This window comes from Mesorhizobium sp. M0518, from assembly GCF_040321125.1.
Lineage (GTDB): Bacteria > Pseudomonadota > Alphaproteobacteria > Rhizobiales > Rhizobiaceae > Mesorhizobium.
On the sequence record NZ_JAMYQY010000001.1, the window covers coordinates 484,107 to 504,143 of the forward strand.

At 63.8% G+C, this 20,037-nt stretch carries 25 protein-coding genes; 5 read left to right on the forward strand and 20 right to left on the reverse strand.

Translation table 11 applies throughout. The annotated features are described in order from the left end of the window. Positions 1 to 101: 101 nt before the first annotated feature. The 3 genes from NKI66_RS02385 to NKI66_RS02395 all read right to left on the reverse strand — a co-directional run bounded on the left by NKI66_RS02385 (position 102) and on the right by NKI66_RS02395 (position 1,344). Complete coding sequence (locus NKI66_RS02385) at positions 102 to 629, reverse strand: hypothetical protein (RefSeq protein WP_023811248.1); 528 nt, start codon at positions 627 to 629, stop codon at positions 102 to 104. 140 nt (positions 630 to 769) lie between these two features. Continuing rightward, positions 770 to 1,126, reverse strand: a complete 357-nt coding sequence (locus tag NKI66_RS02390; RefSeq protein ID WP_023811249.1) for a YciI family protein — start codon at positions 1,124 to 1,126, stop codon at positions 770 to 772. Next, positions 1,123 to 1,344 (reverse strand): hypothetical protein, encoded by a 222-nt coding sequence (locus NKI66_RS02395; protein ID WP_023811250.1) that lies wholly within the window; start codon positions 1,342 to 1,344, stop codon positions 1,123 to 1,125. Before NKI66_RS02395 ends, NKI66_RS02390 begins: the two co-directional genes overlap by 4 nt. Before the next feature lie 220 nt (positions 1,345 to 1,564). Between NKI66_RS02395 and NKI66_RS02400 the strand changes: the two genes are divergently transcribed. After that, positions 1,565 to 1,990, forward strand: coding sequence for an OsmC family protein (locus NKI66_RS02400; protein WP_023811251.1), 426 nt, complete (start codon positions 1,565 to 1,567; stop codon positions 1,988 to 1,990). 51 nt (positions 1,991 to 2,041) lie between these two features. Here NKI66_RS02400 and NKI66_RS02405 read toward each other — a convergent pair whose 3' ends face one another. The 6 genes from NKI66_RS02405 to NKI66_RS02430 form a co-directional block, all read right to left on the reverse strand. Further along, the gene (locus tag NKI66_RS02405; RefSeq protein WP_023811252.1) at positions 2,042 to 2,671 is read right to left on the reverse strand and encodes a YceH family protein; all 630 of its coding nucleotides are present in this window, start codon (positions 2,669 to 2,671) and stop codon (positions 2,042 to 2,044) included. A 33-nt stretch (positions 2,672 to 2,704) separates the two neighbouring features. Then, positions 2,705 to 3,484, reverse strand: coding sequence for a succinate dehydrogenase iron-sulfur subunit (locus NKI66_RS02410; protein ID WP_013528877.1), 780 nt, complete (start codon positions 3,482 to 3,484; stop codon positions 2,705 to 2,707). A 9-nt stretch (positions 3,485 to 3,493) separates the two neighbouring features. Further along, entirely contained in the window at positions 3,494 to 5,329 is a 1,836-nt protein-coding gene (sdhA, locus tag NKI66_RS02415; protein WP_023811253.1) for a succinate dehydrogenase flavoprotein subunit, read from the reverse strand. A 1-nt stretch (position 5,330) separates the two neighbouring features. Beyond that, complete coding sequence (sdhD, locus tag NKI66_RS02420; RefSeq protein WP_023811254.1) at positions 5,331 to 5,726, reverse strand: succinate dehydrogenase, hydrophobic membrane anchor protein; 396 nt, start codon at positions 5,724 to 5,726, stop codon at positions 5,331 to 5,333. Positions 5,727 to 5,728: 2 nt separating this feature from the next. After that, positions 5,729 to 6,148 (reverse strand): succinate dehydrogenase, cytochrome b556 subunit, encoded by a 420-nt coding sequence (gene sdhC / locus NKI66_RS02425; RefSeq protein WP_023811255.1) that lies wholly within the window; start codon positions 6,146 to 6,148, stop codon positions 5,729 to 5,731. Between the two features lie 260 nt (positions 6,149 to 6,408). After that, a complete protein-coding gene (locus tag NKI66_RS02430; RefSeq protein ID WP_023811256.1) occupies positions 6,409 to 6,837 on the reverse strand; it encodes a hypothetical protein in 429 nt (142 codons plus the stop codon). A gap of 263 nt (positions 6,838 to 7,100) precedes the next feature. On the opposite strand from NKI66_RS02430, the gene NKI66_RS02435 reads away from it, so the two are divergent. Next, positions 7,101 to 7,463, forward strand: coding sequence for a hypothetical protein (locus tag NKI66_RS02435; protein WP_023811258.1), 363 nt, complete (start codon positions 7,101 to 7,103; stop codon positions 7,461 to 7,463). 62 nt (positions 7,464 to 7,525) lie between these two features. Here NKI66_RS02435 and NKI66_RS02440 read toward each other — a convergent pair whose 3' ends face one another. Together NKI66_RS02440 and NKI66_RS02445 are read right to left on the reverse strand one after the other, a co-directional pair. Further along, positions 7,526 to 8,743, reverse strand: coding sequence for a GGDEF domain-containing protein (locus NKI66_RS02440; RefSeq protein WP_023811259.1), 1,218 nt, complete (start codon positions 8,741 to 8,743; stop codon positions 7,526 to 7,528). 75 nt (positions 8,744 to 8,818) lie between these two features. Next, positions 8,819 to 10,015 carry a GGDEF domain-containing protein gene (locus tag NKI66_RS02445; protein WP_023811260.1) on the reverse strand — a complete coding sequence of 399 codons (1,197 nt, stop codon included), beginning with the start codon at positions 10,013 to 10,015 and terminating at the stop codon, positions 8,819 to 8,821. A gap of 159 nt (positions 10,016 to 10,174) precedes the next feature. Here NKI66_RS02445 and NKI66_RS02450 point away from each other — a divergent pair, with 159 nt between their 5' ends. Continuing rightward, entirely contained in the window at positions 10,175 to 10,492 is a 318-nt protein-coding gene (locus NKI66_RS02450) for a hypothetical protein (RefSeq protein ID WP_023811261.1), read from the forward strand. 39 nt (positions 10,493 to 10,531) lie between these two features. Here NKI66_RS02450 and leuC read toward each other — a convergent pair whose 3' ends face one another. The 7 genes from leuC to rplS all read right to left on the reverse strand — a co-directional run bounded on the left by leuC (position 10,532) and on the right by rplS (position 16,524). Continuing rightward, positions 10,532 to 11,941 carry a 3-isopropylmalate dehydratase large subunit gene (gene leuC, locus NKI66_RS02455; protein ID WP_023811262.1) on the reverse strand — a complete coding sequence of 470 codons (1,410 nt, stop codon included), beginning with the start codon at positions 11,939 to 11,941 and terminating at the stop codon, positions 10,532 to 10,534. 271 nt (positions 11,942 to 12,212) lie between these two features. Continuing rightward, positions 12,213 to 12,848 carry a class I SAM-dependent DNA methyltransferase gene (locus NKI66_RS02460; protein WP_023811264.1) on the reverse strand — a complete coding sequence of 212 codons (636 nt, stop codon included), beginning with the start codon at positions 12,846 to 12,848 and terminating at the stop codon, positions 12,213 to 12,215. 55 nt (positions 12,849 to 12,903) lie between these two features. After that, complete coding sequence (locus NKI66_RS02465) at positions 12,904 to 13,716, reverse strand: amino acid ABC transporter permease (protein WP_023811265.1); 813 nt, start codon at positions 13,714 to 13,716, stop codon at positions 12,904 to 12,906. Positions 13,717 to 13,926: 210 nt separating this feature from the next. Then, the gene (locus tag NKI66_RS02470) at positions 13,927 to 14,724 is read right to left on the reverse strand and encodes a transporter substrate-binding domain-containing protein (RefSeq protein ID WP_023811266.1); all 798 of its coding nucleotides are present in this window, start codon (positions 14,722 to 14,724) and stop codon (positions 13,927 to 13,929) included. A gap of 176 nt (positions 14,725 to 14,900) precedes the next feature. Beyond that, entirely contained in the window at positions 14,901 to 15,404 is a 504-nt protein-coding gene (locus NKI66_RS02475) for a MarR family winged helix-turn-helix transcriptional regulator (RefSeq protein ID WP_023811267.1), read from the reverse strand. After that, positions 15,401 to 15,835 carry an organic hydroperoxide resistance protein gene (locus NKI66_RS02480; RefSeq protein WP_023811268.1) on the reverse strand — a complete coding sequence of 145 codons (435 nt, stop codon included), beginning with the start codon at positions 15,833 to 15,835 and terminating at the stop codon, positions 15,401 to 15,403. Before NKI66_RS02480 ends, NKI66_RS02475 begins: the two co-directional genes overlap by 4 nt. A gap of 140 nt (positions 15,836 to 15,975) precedes the next feature. Continuing rightward, positions 15,976 to 16,524 carry a 50S ribosomal protein L19 gene (gene rplS / locus NKI66_RS02485; RefSeq protein ID WP_023811269.1) on the reverse strand — a complete coding sequence of 183 codons (549 nt, stop codon included), beginning with the start codon at positions 16,522 to 16,524 and terminating at the stop codon, positions 15,976 to 15,978. A 328-nt stretch (positions 16,525 to 16,852) separates the two neighbouring features. On the opposite strand from rplS, the gene NKI66_RS02490 reads away from it, so the two are divergent. Further along, positions 16,853 to 17,605 carry a sulfite exporter TauE/SafE family protein gene (locus tag NKI66_RS02490; protein WP_023811271.1) on the forward strand — a complete coding sequence of 251 codons (753 nt, stop codon included), beginning with the start codon at positions 16,853 to 16,855 and terminating at the stop codon, positions 17,603 to 17,605. Here the strand turns inward: NKI66_RS02490 and trmD are convergent. Further along, positions 17,587 to 18,291 (reverse strand): tRNA (guanosine(37)-N1)-methyltransferase TrmD, encoded by a 705-nt coding sequence (gene trmD / locus NKI66_RS02495; RefSeq protein WP_352750700.1) that lies wholly within the window; start codon positions 18,289 to 18,291, stop codon positions 17,587 to 17,589. The genes NKI66_RS02490 and trmD overlap by 19 nt on opposite strands. After that, a complete protein-coding gene (rimM, locus tag NKI66_RS02500; protein WP_023811273.1) occupies positions 18,288 to 18,887 on the reverse strand; it encodes a ribosome maturation factor RimM in 600 nt (199 codons plus the stop codon). The genes trmD and rimM overlap by 4 nt, the downstream gene beginning before the upstream one ends. Before the next feature lie 194 nt (positions 18,888 to 19,081). Here rimM and NKI66_RS02505 point away from each other — a divergent pair, with 194 nt between their 5' ends. Beyond that, positions 19,082 to 20,020, forward strand: coding sequence for a tyrosine recombinase XerC (locus NKI66_RS02505; protein ID WP_352677512.1), 939 nt, complete (start codon positions 19,082 to 19,084; stop codon positions 20,018 to 20,020). The last annotated feature ends 17 nt before the right edge of the window (positions 20,021 to 20,037 follow it).

The following is a 20,037-nucleotide window of genomic DNA, read 5'->3' on the forward strand; positions in this document are numbered from 1 at the left end:
GCGGCATGGATCCCGGGGTCTGCGCCGCGTCGCTTCGCTCCTTGCTCCGCCCCAGGATGACGAAAGCGATGGGCGTTTCCGCCAATCGCCAAGGTATGCGATCAATTGACCTCAAAACCCAGCTTTTGCCGCAGCCGCAATATCCTCTGGTCGGATATTTCGAGGCGTTTCTCGCCGCCCTGGGCGGCGCGGTTGACCATCTGCAGCAGATCGTTTCGCTCGGCGACATCCAGACGCTCGCGCAGGAACGGCGCCAGCTTGTCGATGACGATTGTGGTGTCGTCGATCTGTGACGCCGCCCATTTGGCGTAGACCACCGCTTCGTCCGTTTTCTTCTTGTCGGCGATCTCGGAAATCACGGCGCGGATGACGGCCTCGCGCTGCGGCAGTATGGGCCCATCCTCGGAGACGATCGATGTGATCAGCGTAGCTGCCGCTACGACCGGATCATCGATCGCCGTCAGCGGCGACAGCGCCGCCTGCTTGCGCAGCTTCTTGCGGCGGATGTTGCCCTGTACGCGCCCGACAACGTCCGCAACCTCACGAGCCGCGTCGTTCATCGCCTTCATCCGGTACCACCAGAACGCTGCCGCGCCCATCACGCCAAGGATAGCAATCAGGAAAGGCATGTCGAAATCCCCAAGAACCCCGGCGACGATAGGAGAACTCTCGCCTTGCTTCAACACGCAAAAGTTGCGCACGAAATGAACCAGGACGATCGTTCAGTCGAATGTCTTGGTTTCCGCGTGGCTGTAGCACATGGCGGGGGCTATGACCCCGGCACATCGTAGATCGCCCGCACCTCGATAGTGCCTATTTCGGCCAGCGGGATCTCGCCAGCGATCTCCAGCGCCTGGTCGAGATTGTCCGCCTCGATCATGACGAAGCCGAGCAACTGCTCCTTGGTTTCGGCGAACGGGCCGTCGGTGATCAGCCGCTTGCCCTGGCGTCGCCGCAGCGTCTTCGACGTCTTCACCGATTGGAGCGCCTGTGCGACGATCAGCATCCCACGCTGATCCAATGAGCGGTCATGAGCCATCGAATCGGCATCGAGCTTGGCCAGACGCTCCGGCGTCATGGCATGGAGGTCGTTTTCCTCGCCATAGACCAGACAGACATATTTCATTTCCAGCTCCCTTGCTGTGACGAACCATAGGCGATCACGGTATCGGTTGAGTCCTTGCCGGCAGCAACATGGTCGAGAAGGCTGACCGCAATGCCGATAATGGCAATTGCCGCAAGCAGCCGGCCGAAGCCGGAGGGCGGCACATGCAGCGGGTCGCGTTCCCCTAGATCAGCCCTTCGGCCGGTGCTTGTCCAATGGGCAGAAAACAGATTGTTCATCCGAACCTCCATCCGCCACGAGAATCCGTGGTCCCCGCAGGACGGTCGGGGCCGATGCAAGTCGACATTTTTCCACGCACATTTTTTCAAAAAAAGATTCGGCGCGGTCCGCCGGCGTTGCATGCGCGCGCAAACAGCGCGGTGGCCTTCCCTCGCGCCCGCGCTATAGTTGGGAGGAACGCCGCCTGGCCGGCGCCACCGCTGTAACAAGGAGGAATTCATGGACCGCACCGCAAACGCCATCTGGAAAGGCGATCTGAAAGGGGGCACAGGCACGCTCGACACCCAGAGCGGGACCCTGAAAGGCACGCCCTATTCGTTCAAGGCACGCTTCGAGGACGAAAGCGGCAAATCCGGCACCAATCCGGAAGAACTGATCGCCGCCGCGCACGCCGGCTGCTTTGCCATGCAGTTTTCGCATTTCCTGGCCGAGAACGGCACCCCCGCCGCCGAACTCGACGCCAAGGCCGTGGTGACGCTGGTTCCCGGCACGGGGATCACCGGGAGCGCACTCACCGTGGTCGGCAAGGTGCCTGGCATCGATGCGGCGAAATTTGGGGAGTTGGCTGAAAAGGCCAAGGCCGGATGCCCGGTCTCGAAGGCGCTCGGCGCCATAAACGTATCGCTTGATGCCCGGCTCGGCTGAAAGCGCTGCATCCGTGTAAAGACCCGGCGCGAACGCCAGGCGCGCGCCGGCCTATGCTCCCAGCGCGTCCAGGCGAGCACGCAGTGCGGCGACTTCCTGCTCCAGTGCCTCCAACCGCGCCTCCAGGTCGGAAGCAGGCAGGGCCGATGCACTTCGCTGCACCGAAAGGGCGGCAACGTCCACCGGGCCGCTCAGCAGATGCACGTAGCGGTCCTCGCGCTGGCCCGGTCCTCGCGGGATTTCCTCGATGAGTGGCGGCCGACGTCCGATCAGCATGTCGAGTTCGGCGCGCAGATCTTCGATCGACGAAAACCGTGCCATGCGCTCGGTGCGCGCCGACAATTCATGGGCCGTCTGCGGCCCGCGCAGCAACAGCAGGCCGATCAAAGCGGTCTGCGGCGTGGTCAGCGAGAAGCGCTGCGCCATCTGATGCTCGTAGCGCTCGACACGCGAACCGAACATCTGCCTCACCAGCCCCTTTTGTTCGAGCAGCTTCAGCCCCCGATGCACCTCGGTCTGCTCCAGCGCCATCACCGGCTCGCGCGCCGTCTTCTGGTTGGCGGCGGCCAGTGCTGCGTTGAGCGTCAGCGGATAGACATCCGGCGTCAGCTCCTTCTTCTCGATCAGGCAGCCGAGTATGCGCGCTTCGACGGGGGAGAGAGTGGGAAGGTCATCGCTCATTGGATTTGCTTTCGCCGGCAACCGACCGCCAGCCTAAACCCTTCTCTCCACCATCATCTTCTTGATCTCGGCGATCGCCTTGGCCGGGTTGAGGCCCTTGGGGCAGGTCTGCGCGCAGTTCATGATGGTGTGGCAGCGATAGAGCCGGAACGGATCTTCGAGGTTGTCGAGCCGCTCGCCGGTGGCCTCGTCGCGGCTATCGATCAGCCAGCGATAGGCCTGCAAGAGCGTTGCCGGGCCGAGATAGCGGTCGCCGTTCCACCAATAGCTCGGGCACGAGGTCGAGCAGCAGGCGCACAATATGCATTCGTAGAGCCCGTCGAGCTTCTCGCGGTCCTCATGGCTCTGCAGCCACTCCTTGGCCGGCTCCGGCGATACCGTCTTCAGCCAGGGCTGGATCGACGCGTGCTGGGCGTAGAAATTGGTGAGGTCCGGCACAAGGTCTTTGACCACCTGCATATGCGGCAGCGGGTAGACTTTTACCGCGCCGGAAATGTCGTCGCAGCCCTTGGTGCAGGCCAGCGTGTTGGAACCGTCGATGTTCATGGCGCAGGAGCCGCAAATGCCTTCGCGGCAGGAACGCCGCAAGGTCAGTGTCGGGTCGATCTTGTTCTTGATCCACAGCAGCGCGTCGAGCACCATCGGCCCGCAATCGTCCATGTCGACGAAATAGGTGTCGATGCGCGGGTTCTCGTCATCGTCCGGCGACCAGCGGTAGATGCGGTACTCCCGCAGATTGGTGGCGCCCTCGGGCTTGGGCCAGGTCTTGCCCGGCTTGATCTGCGAATTCTTCGGGAGCGTGAGTTCAACCATGTTCGATCCTCAATACACTCTGGCCTTGGGCGCGATCTTGGCGAGGCTGATGCCGCCGTCCTTTTCAGCCAGCTGCGGTTCGGTGTGCACCGGCCGGTAGGAGAGGGCCACCTTGCCGTCTTCGCTCAGCCTGGCCAGCGTATGCTTGCGCCAGACCGCGTCGTCGCGCGCCGAAAAGTCCTCGCGTGCGTGCGCGCCACGGCTCTCCTTGCGCGCCTCGGCGCTGTAGACCGTGGTGATGGCATTGGCCATCAGATTTTCCAGCTCCAGCGTCTCGACCAGATCGGAGTTCCAGATCATCGAGCGGTCGGACACTTTGATGTCCTTCAACTCGCCCCAGATCTGCGAAACCCGCTTGCAGCCGCTTTCGAGGGACTCCTGCGTGCGGAATACGGCCGCGTCTTCCTGCATCGCCTTCTGCATCTTTTCACGCAGCACCGCCGTCGGCGTCGAGCCATTGGCGTGGCGCAGCCGGTCGAAGCGGTCCATGATCTTTTCGACCGAGGCTTCGTTGGGCGAAGGGATCGCCGACTTGCGGTCGATGACCTGGCCGGCGCGGATCGCGGCCGCGCGGCCGAACACCACAAGATCGATCAGCGAATTCGAACCGAGCCGATTGGCACCATGCACGGAGGCGCAGCCGGCTTCGCCGACAGCCATCAACCCGGGCGACACCTGGTCTGGATTGAGCGCCGTCGGATTGAGCACCTCGCCCCAGTAATTGGTCGGCACGCCGCCCATATTGTAGTGGACCGTGGGCAGCACCGGGATCGGCTCCTTGGTCAGGTCGACACCGGCAAAGATCTTGGCCGATTCCGAAATGCCCGGCAGCCGCTCATGCAGGACGGCGGGATCGAGATGGTCGAGATGCAGGAAGATGTGGTCCTTGTTCTTGCCGACGCCGCGACCCTCGCGGATCTCCAGCGTCATGCAGCGCGAGACGACGTCGCGCGAGGCAAGGTCCTTGGCTGACGGCGCATAGCGCTCCATGAAGCGCTCGCCTTCGGAATTGACGAGATAGCCGCCCTCGCCGCGCGCACCCTCGGTGATCAGGCAGCCGGCGCCATAGATGCCGGTCGGGTGGAATTGCACGAACTCCATGTCCTGCAGCGGAAAGCCGGCACGCGCTGCCATGCCGCCGCCGTCGCCGGTGCAGGTGTGTGCCGAGGTGGCCGAGAAATAGGTGCGGCCATAGCCGCCGGTCGCCAGCACCACCATCTTGGCGGAGAAACGGTGGATGGTGCCGTCATCCAGGTTCCAGGCAAGAACGCCGGTGCAGGTGCCGTCCGGCTCCATGATCAGGTCGAGCGCGAAATACTCGATGAAGAACTGCGCGTTGTTCTTCAGCGACTGGCCGTAAAGCGTGTGCAGGATGGCATGGCCGGTGCGGTCGGCGGCGGCACAGGTGCGCTGCACCGGCGGGCCTTCGCCATAGTTCATCATGTGGCCGCCGAACGGCCGCTGGTAGATCTTGCCCTCTTCGGTGCGCGAAAACGGCACGCCGTAATGTTCGAGCTCGTAGACCGCGGCCGGCGCTTCGCGCACCAGATATTCCATGGCGTCGACATCGCCCAGCCAGTCCGAGCCCTTGACGGTGTCGTACATGTGCCACTGCCAGGAATCGGGACCCATGTTGGACAGCGAGGCGGCAATGCCGCCTTGCGCCGCCACCGTGTGCGAGCGGGTCGGGAACACCTTGCTGATGCAGGCGGTGCGCAGGCCCTGTTCGGCCATGCCGAGCGTGGCGCGCAGGCCGGCGCCGCCGGCGCCAACGACCACCACGTCGAACTTGTGGTCGACAAAGGTATAGCCTGCCGTGTTGGCTTGTTTCGCGTCCTTGGCCAACTCAGCCTCCGAATGCCAGCTTGAGCAGGGCGAAGATCGAGGCGACGCCGACCGCTATGGTGAAAAATGTATTGAGCGCGATCAGCGCCAGCTTCATGCCTTCGCCATGCACGTAATCCTCGATGATCGCCTGCATGCCGAGCCGCATATGGGTAAGCCCGGAAATGAGCACCAGGGCCATCACTAGCGCCACGAACGGGTTGGCAAGAGCTGCCCGCACATGTGCGTAGTCGGCGCCGTTGAGCGCGATCAGGAAGCCGACGAAGAACAGGATCAGCGGGATGTTGGCGATCGCGGTCAGGCGCTGGCGCCAGAAATGTCCGGTGCCCTCGCGGGCGGAGCCGAGGCCGCGGACCTTCGCCAGCGGCGTGCGCATGTCGGTGTTTTTGCCGCTCATGATCAGGCTCCCCGCGCTATGGTGCCGGCGATCCAGATCAGCAGCGTGAGCAGGATCGAGCCGGCCAGCGTCGCCCAGGCGATCTTCGAGGCGGTATGCTTCTCCAGACCCGCGCCGGTGTCCCAGACCAGATGGCGCACGCCACCCAGCATATGGTGCATCAGCGCCCAGGTGTAGCCGAACAGGATGAGCCGGCCGAGCCAGGTGCCGAAGGCCCAATTGGCCCAATCGAAAGTCGCCTGCGAGCTTGCCGCCGCCATCAGCCACAGGGCGACCAGCAGCGTGCCGAAATACAGCGCGCCACCGGTGATGCGGTGAATGATCGACATCGTCATGGTGATCGGCGGCCGGTACACGGTGAGGTGCGGCGAAATCGGCCGTTCACGTCTGACAAATTCGCGGGTGGCTGGTGATTTGCTCATGGCTCCCCCAGTTCGGCGTCTCTCTGGAGCCTCAGGTGGAAATGCGGCATTGCCGCTTCCGGTTGCGACTTCGGACAGCCGGTTTCTAATGCTCTTTTTGCACCGCGTCAAAGCCAGAAAACCGTTTCGAAAACGTAATTTAGTCTGACTAAAAGGCCGGCTTGGGCTTCAATCGATTAGGCCGGGAGGCCCGAAGCCGGCTCGATATCGCTGCAGTGCAACATGTCTGACCCAAGGGCCCAGCGGTGTTGAGATTGGCGTCAGCGTTTGCAGGTCTGCGGCGTCGACCCCTTCTTCATCACCAACGCCTCGCGTCCGTCGATCACGATTGCGTCATGCGTGACCGCCTGGTAGCGGCTGCTCTGGTTGGCGGGCGACGCCGCAAACTCCTCGGTCGCGCCGTCGGACCCGACCACACGCAACGATGTACCGAGATTTTGGATAGAAATCATACCGTTGTTGCCGCATCTGTAGGTGGCCGCGCCTATGCCGGACCGAGGCGCGGTAAGGTCGGTGATGATCTTGGTTGCAGCTGCCGGAGGCGCCGCGGCTGCGACGGACTGCTGAGCCGGTGCAGGTGAGACGACCACGGTATTGGCCGCCTTCGGCGCGCTGTCCTGCGGCACACAGCCAGCGGCGATCCCGAGCAACGGGAAAACGGACACCCAATTCGGCCGGCGTAGCGCCATATGCTGTCCTCCCGCGCGGCAAACCAGCCGCGATGCTTTGCCAAGATCAAGGTCATCCCGACGCCGAGACGGACACCAGCCGCGATGGTGCGGCCGAGCATGGCCGAATGATGGCCAACGGGTTTTCCATCCAGTCGGATATTAACGGATATTAACCATGTTTACCGAGACATTGCCGCCAAACGCACCGGCCTCTTAACAAAGGTTAAGAAAACGTTAATTTCTGATTCGAGGAGGCTTTCCCTCAAGACACGGAGGACGCCATGCGTTCGAATTCGGGCAGATCGCGCCTTGCGGCGCTCATCGTGACGGCGTCGGCCGTCGGCCTTGCAGCGCCAGCGCTTGCAGGCGCGCGGCATCAGGATCGCGTCTACGCCGATTCCTTCGGCAACCTCGTCGTCGACAGCGCCGCTGGCTACAAGCGCATCATCGTCGGCGAAGGCAGGCTGGCCAAGCAGCTTTCCGACTACACCAGCGCCGGCCAGCCCAAGGTGATCTACGAGAACGAAGCCGACGAAATCAGCGGATACAGCGATTGCTACCGGCCGCCGGTGCTGGTGAAGGGCCGCTCCTATATGTACGGTCTCTCCGACGGCGAGATGCCCGAGCTCAGCCCCTGCCGCTAGACTCTTTGTCTGGACGCAATTCCCAAGGGAAGGCGCCATGCGCTTTTCCCGGGAAAACCGTTTCACACTTTTCCTGAAATTGCTCTGGCTTCCATTCCGGCTGACGACCAATTGCCGGCAGGCCCGGCGGAGACGCGCACGCAATCGCGCCCGGCATTCTTCGCCTGATAGAGCGCCTGGTCGGCGCGCCGCATCAGATCGGCAAAGTCTTCGCTCGGATGAAGTTCGGCGACGCCGAAGCTCGCGGTGCAGCGGTTGTCAGCCGGCAGCCCGTCGATGGGCAGCCCGCCAAAGGCGCTGCGCGTGCCCTCGGCGAACAGCCGGGCCGCGGCAAGGTTGGTTCCCGGCAGGATGATGGCGAACTCCTCGCCGCCGATGCGGCCGGCAACGTGATGCGCGGCGGCGGCTTCGCGCAGGAAGCCTGCAAAAATCTCGATCACCCGGTCGCCTGACGCATGGCCGAAACTGTCGTTGACGCTCTTGAAATGATCGAGGTCGGCAATGACCAGCGCGACCGGCACGCCTTGCCGCATCGCGCCAAGCACCGCCAGCTCGGCATGGCGGGTGAAGCCGCCGCGGTTGAGCAGGCGCGAAAGCGTGTCCGTCTCCGACTTCGACGTCACTTCGGCAAGCACGTCGCGAACCAGGATGGCCAGCATCAGCAGCGCCAGCGCCAGCGCAAAGACAGTGCCGAGCGATTGCGACACCAGCGCGTAGTTGCTTTGCAGATAGGCCTGCGGATTGGCGCCCCAGCCGCCGAGCGCATGCGCGATGAACGGCTTGGAGGCAAACTGGAGGCCGCTCGCCGCCAGCACGGCCATCAATATGCGATCGAGACGGGCAAGCTTTTGCCTCGATGACCAGACGATGGCCAGCCCGACGAACTGCATGACCGCATAGGGAAGCTGGTAAGCCATGATGCGGATGAGCGACTGGCGAGGCAGGTCCTGCACGAAATACACGGCTATGGTGGTGGCCAACAGGAAAAACAGCATCGGCTTCCAGGGCGGCGCCACGCCGTATTTGCGGGCAAGCCCGCCATTGAACGCAAGCGTGGCGCCAAGGAAGACCGCGAAGGCGGCAACGACCGGGAGCCGCGCGTCGGCAAAAGCGGGAATGGAGAATTCGATGGCCGAATAGGCCATGCCCAGCAGATAGCCAAATGCCAGCCAGCGCGCCGGCGCCCGGCCGACATCGTGGAAGGCGACCGCCATGAAGGATGCCGCCAGCAGGCCGGCAACCGACAGATTGATCAACAGGATGAAGTTGGCGCCGCTCATGTTCTCCCGCACCCGCGCCGACAGCTAATCATCGACGGGCGAAGAAGACGTTAACGCCGTCCCGGCCGGACAGATTCAGCCGGTCTTGAGCGGCTCCGGCAGGAACGCCGTTTCCGGCCGCTCATAGGACAGGCGTACACTGTCGCGGCCGTTCTTCTTGGCTTTGTAGAGCGCATCGTCGGCACGGCGCATCAGCGGCTCCAGCGCCTCGCCACCGCTGCGGGCCGCCACGCCGAAGCTTGCCGTCACCTTCGTTCCCTGGGGAAGCCCGTCGACATGGCCGGCCGAATAGACGGTGCGCACCGCTTCGGCGAACAGCCGCGCCGCCGCAAGATCGCTGAGGGGCAGCAGCACCGCGAATTCCTCGCCGCCGATACGCCCGGCAACACCGCGCGCGCCGGCCGCCGACCGAAGCTTGGCGGCGAAGTCGGCGATCACCCGATCGCCCGCCCCATGCCCATGCACATCGTTGAGCGCCTTGAAATGATCGAGGTCGGCCAGCACTAGCGCGACCGGGAACCGGGCCGAGGCGCAGTGCTGCAAGAGCAGCATGCCTCGCTCCTCGAAGCCACGCCGGTTGAGCAGGCCCGACAGGGGGTCGGTATAGGTCTCGGTCTTCAATGCCTTCAACACGTCGAGTGCCGCGGCGGAAAACAGGCACAGCGCGATGAGCAGCGAGAGCAGAGCGTGCGACAGCAGCGCCGTCGTCCAGTAGGACGAGCCATAGAACCCGTCATAGCTGGCGAAGGGCCCATGCGCGATGACGACGGCAAGGGTGCGCACGAAGAAATTGACGCCCGACAGCAGCGACAGCACGAACAGGATTTTTTCGGTCGGGCCGTTGTTGCGTACCGGGCGCAGTTCGGCGGCAACCAGAAGGCTGATGCCGCCGAATGCGAAATTCATCGCCAGGATGCGCCAGGTGAGATCCGGCGCGACGAACAGGAACCAGCATAACGACGCCAGGCCGCCGCCCGCCAACACGGCGATTCCCACAGAGGGCACCTTGCGGCCATAACGGTGGATGACGGCGCTGGACAGGCAGCAGGCAGCGATGGTGAAGCAGATGTTCGACGTAAGCTTGGTCAGCGGCATCCCGATGGGCAAGGTGAAATACTGGAGCAGGAAGCCAGCCGCCGAGAGACTGTAGCTGATCGCCAGAACGGCCAGATAGGGGCGGTGGCGCTGATAGGACCATAGCACAAGGAACGCCGCGCCGAGCGCCAGCGCGATCGTCGGGTTGAGCAGCGCAATGAGCAGACCCGTGTCCAACCGACTGTGACTTCCCCTGGCTTACGTCAGGGAAGAGCTTAGAGGGCAAGCCCAAACAAGCGGTTAAGCCATGCGGCAAGCAGGACCGCCGCCTCAAAATAATGTCAGGGAACCGCAGTCCCCAGTCAGCGTTCCTCCGTTCACAATCTGGAGCGACCCATGGCCGACACGATCACACTGACCGACCACGATGCGATCCGCTCATGGGCTGCCGGGCGCGCCGGCTTTCCCGCAATCGTCGACATATCGCCGGAGGCGGGGACGCAGCCCATGTTGAGGCTGGTCTTCGGCCAGCACGCCTATCAGGATCAGGACCAGCCTGAACGGCCGCTCAATGCGGGAGGCTATGAACTCGTCGAATGGGACGAATGGTTCAAGCTCTTCGAGGAACAACAGCTTGCGCTTGTGGTCGCCGCCGAACAGCCGGGACGCCGCGAGGAGTTCCACGAACTCGTCCGCCGTGACGGGAAGCTTTGAACCCGAGCCCACGCGGCTCGGGTTCTGTTCAAATCCGGGTTACTTCCACTCGCGTATGTCGACGAAGTGGCCGGCGATCGCCGCCGCCGCCGCCATGGCCGGCGAAACCAGATGGGTGCGGCCCTTGAAACCCTGCCGGCCCTCGAAATTGCGGTTCGAGGTGGAGGCGCAGCGTTCATGCGGCTTCAGCCGGTCGTCGTTCATCGCCAGGCACATCGAGCAGCCCGGCTCGCGCCAGTCGAAACCGGCGGCGAGGAAGATCTTGTCGAGACCTTCGGCTTCCGCCTGTTCCTTGACCAGGCCGGAACCCGGCACGATCATCGCATCGACATGCGGGCTGACCGTCTTGCCTTCGACCACCTTGGCGACGGCGCGCAGATCCTCGATGCGGCCATTGGTGCAGGAACCGATGAAGACGCGATCGAGCGTGATGTCGGTGATCTTGGTGCCCGGCGTCAGCCCCATATAGTCGAGCGCGCGCTGCTTGGAGGTGCGCTTGTTTTCATCGGCGATGTCGTCCGGGTTCGGCACGATGCCTTGCACCGACACCACATCCTCGGGCGAGGAGCCCCAGGAGACGATCGGCGGCAGCTTGGCCGCGTCGAGCACGATCACCTTGTCGAAATGCGCGCCTTCGTCGGACTGCAGCGTCTTCCAGTATTCGAGCGCCGCATCCCAGGACGCGCCCTTCGGCGCGCGCGGCTTGTCCTTGACATAGGCGAAGGTCGTCTCGTCGGCGGCGATAAGGCCGGCGCGCGCACCGCCTTCGATCGACATGTTGCAGATCGTCATGCGGCCTTCCATCGACAGCGCACGGATCGCCTCGCCGGCATATTCGATGACATAGCCGGTGCCGCCGGCGGTGCCGATCTCGCCGATGATAGCGAGGATGATGTCCTTGGCGGTGACGCCCTGCGGCAGCTGGCCGTCAACGCGCACCAGCATGTTCTTGGCCTTGCGCTGGATCAGCGTCTGTGTCGCCAGAACATGCTCGACCTCGGACGTGCCGATGCCATGCGCCAGCGCGCCGAAAGCGCCATGCGTCGAGGTGTGGCTGTCGCCGCAGACGATGGTCATGCCGGGCAGAGTAAAGCCCTGCTCCGGACCGATGATGTGGACGATGCCCTGGCGAATATCGTTCTCGGAATAATATTCGACGCCGAAATCCCTGGCGTTCTTGGCCAGCGCCTCGACCTGGATACGGCTTTCCTCGTTCTTGATGCCGAACTTGCGCTCGGGTGAGGTCGAGACATTGTGATCGACCACGGCCAGCGTCTTTTCCGGATGCCGGACTTTACGACCGGTCATGCGCAGGCCTTCGAAGGCCTGCGGGCTGGTCACTTCATGGACCAGGTGGCGGTCGATGTAGAGCAGGCAGGTGCCGTCGTCCTGGCGGTCGACGACATGGTCGTCGAAAATCTTGTCGTAGAGGGTGCGCGGTGCGCTCATGTGCGTAAATCCGTCGATATGAGAATGGGAAAGAGCAGGTGCCGGACCTCCGGCCCGGTGAAAACGACCTGGACAGGTCGGCCTAGGATAGTCGGCTGGTCAGCGCCCCGGACACGCGCGCGAAAAAGCGCGACGGCAGGCGTTTCCTGTCCTGCAGCACGAACCCCTTGTAGGCCGGATCGCCAAAAAGCTCTTCCATGGCGTGGCTCATACCAATGTTTTGGGTTTTCGGCAATTGCGGCGTGTCTTCGCAGAACCCAAACCTCTCCGCTCAAACCACTTCAAACACAAACGTCTTCACCAGCGCTTCGGGCTCGGCGATCGCATAGCAGCGGAACCACGGGCTTTCCTCGACCGGTCGCCATTTCCCAGCTTGCTCCAGTTCATCGAACACGGCTTGAAAGCCGCCACTTTCGAACACCTGGTCACGCACGGTGAAGATGGCATGGCCACCCTTGCGGGTGATGCGCACCAACTCGTGCAGGCCGGATGCCGGCGCATGGCTGATGGTGAACACGCCGGTCGAGAAGAAGGCGCGGAAATACCCGTCCGGCCACGGTAGCGGACCGCCCAGCATTGCCTGCTTCAGGTCGCTGTAGGCATTGCGGCTGCCGGCGATCTTCAGCATATCGTGCGAGAGGTCGAGCCCCGCAATGTCGCGGTAACCGAGCGCCTTCAGCGACGGTCCCGACAGGCCAGTGCCGCAGCCGGCATCGAGCAAGGGGCCATCGCCCGCCGGCACATGACGCGCCACCCAGGCGGTGATCAGGAAAGGCAGGAGGTAGCCGAGCGAGGCGGTCTCGCTGTCATAGGTCGCAGCCCACGCGGCATAGGCCTCCTCAAGCGCTTCCGGCGTGTCGGCCGTGTAGACGGAATCCAGCGCTGCATTGGCTTTGTCGACGATCATGGGGACCTCCTTAACGGGAATGCTCGGGGATCGTAGCGCTGCCTTGGCCGAAAAACTATTCCTCGTGCTGGCGGCGCAGCCGCCGCTCCAGCGCCCTGAGCGCCAGCGACAGGCCGACGGTCAGGATGAGATAGATGTAGGCCGTTATCGAATAGGTCTCGAAGAAGCGAAAGGAGCCGGCGGCGTAGACCTTGCCCATCTGCGTGATGTCGGCAACGCCGAGCACCGAGACCAGCGAGGAATCCTTGACCAGCGCGACGAAATCATTGCCGAGCGGCGGCAGGATGGTGCGGATTGCCTGTGGGAACACGATCAGCCGGAAGCGCTGAGCGCGGGTCAGCCCAAGCGCCTTCGCCGCCTCGATCTGGCCCTTCTCCACCGACTGGATGCCGGCCCGGAAAACCTCCGAGATGAAAGCCGAATAGCCGATGGTCAGCGCCATGATGGCGCGCCAGAGCAGCGACACGTCGCGCACCAAAAGCTCGCCGAACAGGCCCGCACTTTGCAGCGGCGCGGTCAGCGCGTTCCAAGCCGCGACGAAGGCCGGTGCACCGGCAAAGGCGATCCAGAACAACAGCACCAGGATCGGCACGCCGCGGATGATCTCGACATAAAAGCGCGCGATCTGGCGCAGCCAGCGCGAGCCGGACATTCCCATCAGCGCGATGCCGAGACCCATGGCCGAAGCCAGCACGAAGGCAATCACGGTGACGAAGATGGTGACGCCGATGCCCTTGGCGACCGTGGCGAACACCTGGGTGTAGAGGTTGCTGGTGGCGACGAAGACGGCCACCGCGATCGCGAGGGTTACGGCAACGACGAGCCACCAGGGGAAGTCGGCTTTGGAGGAAGAGCAAGGGACCTGCATCAGAAGGATTGCGCCAAGGCACCCCCCTCTGGCCTGCCGGCCATCTCCCCCGCAAGGAGGGAGATTGGCAGCTTCAATGCCCGCGCCTTTTCTTCAATGCTGGAGGTACGCGAAGGCAGGGCGGACAGCTGATCTCCCCCCTTGCGGGGGAGATGCCCGGCAGGGCAGAGGGGGGTGTTCAAGCGCCGTGTCTGCGTGAGGTTCAGCGAACTACTGCCCCATCTTGTAATCAAGAAACCATTTCTTGTTGAGCGCATCGAGGGTGCCGTCGGCCTTCAGCGCCGCGATGGCCGCGTTGACCGGCTTCACCAGGTACGAACCCTTCGGAAAGATAAACCCAAAATCCTCGGTACCGAGCGGCCCCCCGATCAGCTTCAATTTGCCCTCGGAGGCGTCGACATAGCCTTTGCCGGCGGTGCCATCGGTCAAAACAACATCGACGTCGCCTGATTTCAGTGCCTGCACGGTCGCGCCGAACGTCTCGAACAGTTTGATGCGCGGGTTCTGCTCATTGCCGTCGAGCACGCTGTAGACGGCGGTGTAGAAGGGCGTGGTGCCGGCCTGCGCGCCGACCAGCCCGTCCTTGAAGGCGCCGAAGGTCTTGGCGTCGGTGAAGCGGCTCTCATCGCCGCGCACCAGCATGAACTGTTCCGAGCGCATATAGGGGTCGGAGAAATCGACCTTCTCCTTGCGGTCGTCCTTGATGGTGATGCCGGTCATGCCAATGTTGTACTGGTTGTCGGAAACCGCCTGGATCATCGCGTCCCAGGAAGTGTTCTGGTACTCGACCGTGAAATTGAGCCGCTTGGCGATCTCGTTCATCGCGTCATATTCCCAGCCGATCTGTTTGCCGGTCTTGGCATCGATGAACTGCAGCGGCGGATAGGCGTTTTCGGTCACAACCACCACCTTCTTGCCGCCGAGGTCGGGCAGCGCCTGCGCGAAGGCGGCAACGGGTGCCAGGACGAGGGCAAGCAGGCCCGCCAGCAGCAGTTTCGATTTGGTCATGACACACCCCCCGGGAATTGATGACCCGGGCATGGCCGGGCTTGCAGGAAAATCCGGCGCCGACTTTAGCTTTCCGCAAGCGTCATGCAAGACGCTCTGCCGTGTCGCCTGGGGCGAAATCGGATTCCAATGCTCTCGATCGGAAGATTCCGGGAGATCCGTGCCTTGGCCGGCGGTCAGTCAGCCGCCGGTGCCTTGGCGTCCGTCTCGCGCAGCCCAGCAATGAGCTTGGCCAGGATGCGGTGCAGGCCATCCAGTTCGACCGCGCTGAGGCGGGGAAATTGGCAGAGTATCTGGACAGCAACGTCTTTGGCGGGCCCGCGTAGCGACTGTCCCTTGGCTGTCAGCTCCAGAAGCACCCGGCGCTCGTCGGCAGCGTCGCGCCGGCGGGTGATGAAGCCGCCCGCCTCCAGCCGTTTGAGCAGGGGTGTCAGCGTCGCCGAATCGAGACCCAGCACCTCGCCGAGCCCACCCACCGTGCGTGGCGCTCGCTCCCACAGCGCCATCATCGCCAGATATTGCGGATAGGTGAGGCCGAGCGGTTCGAGCAACGGCCGGTAGAGCCGTGTCATCAGCCCGCTAGCCGAATAGAGGGCGAAGCAGATTTGGTCGTCGAGTTTCGGCACCCCGGCGAAATCCGCCGAGGCCTGCGTGGTATCGTCCGTCTGTTTTGTGTTCATGCTGCCTTTGCCGGAAGCGCCTTAGCCGAAAGCGCCACCTCGATGTTGCCCTTGATGGCGTTGGAATAGGGGCAAACCTGGTGCGCCGCCGATACAAGCGCTTCCGCCGCCGCCTGATCAAGACCTTTTGTTTCCGCTGCCAGCGAAACGCCGAGCACAAATCCGCCCTGCGCATTGCTGTGCAGGCTGACATTTGCCGTCACCGAGGCATCCTGCAGCGGCAGTTTCTGCTTGCCGGCGATGAAGCGCATGGCGCTTTCGAAGCAGGCGGCATAGCCGGCGGCGAAAAGCTGTTCGGGATTGGTGGCGCCACCTTTGCCGCCAAGCTCCTTGGGCATGGCAAGATCGAGGCTGAGCAAGCCATCATCGCTCTGGACATGGCCGGCGCGGCCGCCGACGGCGCGGGCTTGGGTAGAATACAATGCAGGCATTTCATTTCTCCATTTAAATCGTGCACGATTGTTTAGTACACGATGTAAATCGAGTCAACCGCCGACTTTTCCGCCAGCCAGCCCCCGGAAACGAAAAAAGGCGGCCGAAGCCGCCTTTTCAAACTTGCTCGCCGAAAAACTTATTCGGCGGTGGCTGCTTCGGCTGCCTTTGCGGCTTCAGCTGCCTCGGCGGCGGCCTTCTTCTCGGCGGCGTCCTGAGCGGCCTTCTCGACGGCCAGGGCCTCGGCGGCTGCCACCTTCTCGGCCTCGATGCGGGCCTTCTCGGCGTTCAGAGCATCGCGCTCCTCGTCGTTCAGCTTGCGGGCGCGCACGCCGGTGTTTTCCGAAATACGGGCCGATTTGCCGCGACGATCGCGCAGGTAGTAGAGCTTGGCGCGACGCACCTTGCCGCGGCGAACGATTTCAACGCCTTCAACCATCGGCGAGTAGACCGGGAACACGCGCTCGACGCCTTCGCCGTAGGAAATCTTGCGAACCGTGAAGTTCTCCTGGAAGCCGGCGCCTGCGCGGGCGATGACGACGCCCTCATAGGCCTGGACGCGGGTGCGGGTGCCTTCGGTCACGCGGACCTGGACGCGCACGGTGTCGCCGGGCTGGAATTCGGGAAGCTTGCGCTTGGCTTCGATCTTGGCGGCCTGTTCGGCCTCGAGCTGACGGAGAATATCCATCTCAAAAGTCCACTTCTTGTTCTTCCGACAGTCAGAGCGTCCGACACTCGCCTTGCAGTTCCATTGACCGCTTGGCTATGCCCTTTGTCTCCAAGAGATTTGTCTTTGAAACATCAGGCAGGGGCGACTACACCGTCATTGTTGACGGGTCCGGCAGATTCTTTCTGGCCGGTACGGGCGGGCACATACAGCTATTTCGCCGCTTTGTCACGCCTTGGCAGCGCATTTTCTGCTCGCATGGCACCATCGTAATCCTGCCGTGCCGGGTTGCGCCGGTCGTTCAGGCTTTCTAAGCCTGAAATAACACAGTTTTGAGCGGCCGCAATTCATGTCTGTCTTCGATGCCATCCTGCTCTTTCTGGCGGGCTTTCTGTCAGGCGCCGCCAATGCGGTCGCCGGTGGCGGCACCTTCATCACATTCGGCGCCATGACGTTGGTCGGCCTGCCGCCGATCGTCGCCAACGCCACCTCCTCGGTGACGCAATTTCCAGGCTACATCACCTCGACCCTCGCCTACTCGGCCGATATCAGGCATTTCTGGCGCGGCGCGCTGATGCTGTGTCTGATCTCGGCCGTGGGCGCACTGGCCGGCGCTCTGATCCTTTTGGCGCTCGACAATCCCTCGTTTCGCGCTCTGGTGCCGTGGCTGCTCTTGGCCGCGACAGCCCTGTTCGCCGCCGGCCCCTGGCTGAAACCGGTGCCGAAGCCCGGCTATGAAGCGGCGGTGGGCTCGCTCGCCGGCTCCCTGGCGCAGTTTCTCACCGCCATCTATGGCGGCTTCTTCGGCGCAGGCATGGGCGTGATGATGCTGGCGACGCTCGGCCTCACCCAAGCCGGCGACTATCACCGGCTGAACGCGTTGAAGAACATGCTGGCCATGGTCATCGCCGCTGTCGCGATCGTCGTCTTCGTCTCGGGCGGTGTCGTCGCCTGGCCGCAGGCGATCATCATGATCCCGGGCGGCGCGCTCGGCGGCTATGCCGGCGTCTGGATCGCCAAGCGCGTGCCGCAAAACGCGGTGCGCGGCTTCGTCGTCGCCGTCGGCCTGTTTCTGGCTTTCTATTACTTTTGGAAAGGCTGAGCGGCGGCGCCCAACAAATCAGGACGCCGCTCTTTCGTCAGCGCTTCCGACTGCGCCCGCCGCCATGCGGCGATCTTCTTGTGATTGCCCGAGATCAGCACCTCGGGAATCTCGCGGCCCTCGAACTCCTGCGGCCGCGTATAGTGCGGATGTTCGAGCAGGTCGTTCTCAAAGCTTTCTTCCTCGCCCGACACCGCGTTACCCATCACGCCCGGCAATAACCGCACCACCGCATCGAGCAGAACGAGCGCTGCCGGCTCGCCGCCCGAGAGGATGTAGTCGCCGATCGAGACTTCCTCCAATCCCCGCGCGTCGATCACCCGCTGGTCGACGCCCTCGAAACGGCCGCAGACGATGACCGCGCCCGGTCCTGCGGCCAGTTCGCGCACGCGGGCCTGAGTCAGCGGTTTGCCGCGCGGGCTCATCAACAGCCGTGGCCGCGCGTCGCCCGGCGGCGACGTGTGGTCCATGGCTTTCGCCAGCACGTCGGCGCGCATCACCATGCCGGCGCCGCCGCCGGCTGGCGTGTCGTCGACGGTGCGATGACGGTCGGTGGCGAAGTCACGGATCTGGATCGCCTCCAGCGACCACGTGCCGGCCTCGAGCGCCCGGCCGGCCAACGACAGGCCGAGCGCGCCGGGAAACATCTCGGGGTAAAGCGTCAGCACCGAAGCGGAAAAACTCACCGATTGCCCCCGGCATCGCTCGGTCCGCGCGGCCTGCCCTTCGGATCGAAGTCTTCCTCTCGCGGGCCGTCGCCATCCTCGTCCTCGACAAGTCCGGCCGCCGCCGGGTCGACGCGGACGAAACCCTCCGCGATCGACACTTGTGGCACGGCAGCCTGTGTGAACGGGATCAGCACGCCCTTGCGCCCGCCCAGCGTCACGTCGAGAATGTCGCCGCCGCCGAAATTGTGCACCGCGACCACCTTGCCAAGCACGGCACCCGTGTCGTCGCGGACTTCGAGGCCGACGAGGTCGGCATGGTAGAACTCGTCTTCCTCGCCGTCGTCCGGCAGCATCGAACGGTCGACGAACAGCTCCGTGCCGGCCAGCGCCTCGGCCGCGTTGCGGTCGGCAACGCCCTTGAAGCGGACCACGACGACGGTGTTGGCGGGCCTGATGTCGATGATCTGGAAGGCGCGGCCGTCACGGGCGTAGAGCGGGCCGTAGTCGGCCAGCGCCAGCGGTTCACCGGTGAAGGTCTTCACCCGCAATTCGCCCTTGATGCCATGGGCGGCGCCGATCACGGCCATCTGGACAGGGTTCTGGGGCTTGCTCATGGCGCTTTTACCTTCGTCATCCACGGGCGGAGCAGGCGCGAAGCGACTGCGCAGATTTCAGCCAATCACCAAGGTTTGTGACTTGCCGCCAATCGACGATCTCCTAGCCCCAGCCGGCCATCTTTTCAATGACGGACTCTTCACCGCTTTCTAACCTGCCTGCGAGAAAATGGCGGCGAACTGGATCAGACGCCATGCAGGAATTCCTCATCCCGGCTAAACCCGATCTCCAGGCGGCGCGTGAAAGCTGGCTGAAGATGCTGGCGCGAGAACGTCGGCTGTCGCCTAAGACGGTGGAAGCCTATGAGCGCGACACGCGCCAGTTCCTGCATTTCCTCACCGGCCATTGCGGCGGCTCGCCCGGCATTTCGGACATCGCCGATCTGCGCCCGGCCGACCTGCGCGGCTTCCTCGCTGCGCGGCGCAATGCCGGCGCCGGTGCCCGCACCCTGGGCCGGGGTCTCGCCGGCATCCGCTCGCTGCTGCGTTTCCTCGAGCGGCGCGGCCTTGCCAATGCGGCGGGTGCGGCAGCCCTGCGCGCACCGCGCCAGCCCAAATCGCTGCCCAAGCCGCTGACGGCGAGCGACGCCAAGCATATCGTTTCCATCGAAGGCCAATTGGCGGAAGAACCCTGGATCGCGGCCCGCAACGCCGCTGTGCTGACACTGCTCTACGGCTCCGGCCTGCGCATTTCCGAGGCGCTCGGTCTGGCGGGCGCCGATCTGGCGTCGGCGGACGACACGGTGCTGCGCGTCACCGGCAAGGGCGGCAAGACGCGCCTGGTGCCGGTGCTGCCGGTGGCGCTCAGGGCGATCGCCGAATATCGCCGGCTCTGCCCCTACCATCTCGACCCCAAGGGCCTGCTGTTTCGCGGCGCCCGTGGCGGCCCGCTCAACCCGGCCATCGTCCAGCGCGACATGGCCAAACTGCGCTCGGCGCTCAACCTGCCCGATACCGCGACGCCGCATGCGCTGCGCCATTCCTTCGCCACGCATCTGCTCGGCCGCGGCGGTGACTTGCGCACCATCCAGGAACTGCTCGGCCACGCCAGCCTGTCGACGACGCAGATCTACACCGGCGTCGACACCGCGAGGCTGCTCGAAATCTACGAATCAGCCCATCCACGGGCATGAACCCTTCAATTTCGCAG

Bases quoted from the DNA above. Each gene is read 5' to 3' on its own strand.
- NKI66_RS02460 (WP_023811264.1), bottom strand. From the start codon at position 12,848: ATGATCGTCGACAAAGCCAATGCAGCGCTGGATTCCGTCTACACGGCC.
- NKI66_RS02400 (WP_023811251.1), top strand. From the start codon at position 1,565: ATGGACCGCACCGCAAACGCCATCTGGAAAGGCGATCTGAAAGGGGGC.
- NKI66_RS02480 (WP_023811268.1), bottom strand. From the start codon at position 15,835: ATGCCTGCATTGTATTCTACCCAAGCCCGCGCCGTCGGCGGCCGCGCC.
- NKI66_RS02390 (WP_023811249.1), bottom strand. From the start codon at position 1,126: ATGAAATATGTCTGTCTGGTCTATGGCGAGGAAAACGACCTCCATGCC.
- NKI66_RS02395 (WP_023811250.1), bottom strand. From the start codon at position 1,344: ATGAACAATCTGTTTTCTGCCCATTGGACAAGCACCGGCCGAAGGGCT.
- NKI66_RS02385 (WP_023811248.1), bottom strand. From the start codon at position 629: ATGCCTTTCCTGATTGCTATCCTTGGCGTGATGGGCGCGGCAGCGTTC.
- NKI66_RS02490 (WP_023811271.1), top strand. From the start codon at position 16,853: ATGTCTGTCTTCGATGCCATCCTGCTCTTTCTGGCGGGCTTTCTGTCA.
- NKI66_RS02450 (WP_023811261.1), top strand. From the start codon at position 10,175: ATGGCCGACACGATCACACTGACCGACCACGATGCGATCCGCTCATGG.
- NKI66_RS02440 (WP_023811259.1), bottom strand. From the start codon at position 8,743: ATGAGCGGCGCCAACTTCATCCTGTTGATCAATCTGTCGGTTGCCGGC.
- sdhD (WP_023811254.1), bottom strand. From the start codon at position 5,726: ATGAGCGGCAAAAACACCGACATGCGCACGCCGCTGGCGAAGGTCCGC.
- NKI66_RS02435 (WP_023811258.1), top strand. From the start codon at position 7,101: ATGCGTTCGAATTCGGGCAGATCGCGCCTTGCGGCGCTCATCGTGACG.
- NKI66_RS02470 (WP_023811266.1), bottom strand. From the start codon at position 14,724: ATGACCAAATCGAAACTGCTGCTGGCGGGCCTGCTTGCCCTCGTCCTG.
- NKI66_RS02505 (WP_352677512.1), top strand. From the start codon at position 19,082: ATGCAGGAATTCCTCATCCCGGCTAAACCCGATCTCCAGGCGGCGCGT.
- rimM (WP_023811273.1), bottom strand. From the start codon at position 18,887: ATGAGCAAGCCCCAGAACCCTGTCCAGATGGCCGTGATCGGCGCCGCC.
- rplS (WP_023811269.1), bottom strand. From the start codon at position 16,524: ATGGATATTCTCCGTCAGCTCGAGGCCGAACAGGCCGCCAAGATCGAA.
- leuC (WP_023811262.1), bottom strand. From the start codon at position 11,941: ATGAGCGCACCGCGCACCCTCTACGACAAGATTTTCGACGACCATGTC.
- NKI66_RS02405 (WP_023811252.1), bottom strand. From the start codon at position 2,671: ATGAGCGATGACCTTCCCACTCTCTCCCCCGTCGAAGCGCGCATACTC.
- NKI66_RS02410 (WP_013528877.1), bottom strand. From the start codon at position 3,484: ATGGTTGAACTCACGCTCCCGAAGAATTCGCAGATCAAGCCGGGCAAG.
- sdhC (WP_023811255.1), bottom strand. From the start codon at position 6,148: ATGAGCAAATCACCAGCCACCCGCGAATTTGTCAGACGTGAACGGCCG.
- NKI66_RS02430 (WP_023811256.1), bottom strand. From the start codon at position 6,837: ATGGCGCTACGCCGGCCGAATTGGGTGTCCGTTTTCCCGTTGCTCGGG.
- NKI66_RS02465 (WP_023811265.1), bottom strand. From the start codon at position 13,716: ATGCAGGTCCCTTGCTCTTCCTCCAAAGCCGACTTCCCCTGGTGGCTC.
- NKI66_RS02475 (WP_023811267.1), bottom strand. From the start codon at position 15,404: ATGAACACAAAACAGACGGACGATACCACGCAGGCCTCGGCGGATTTC.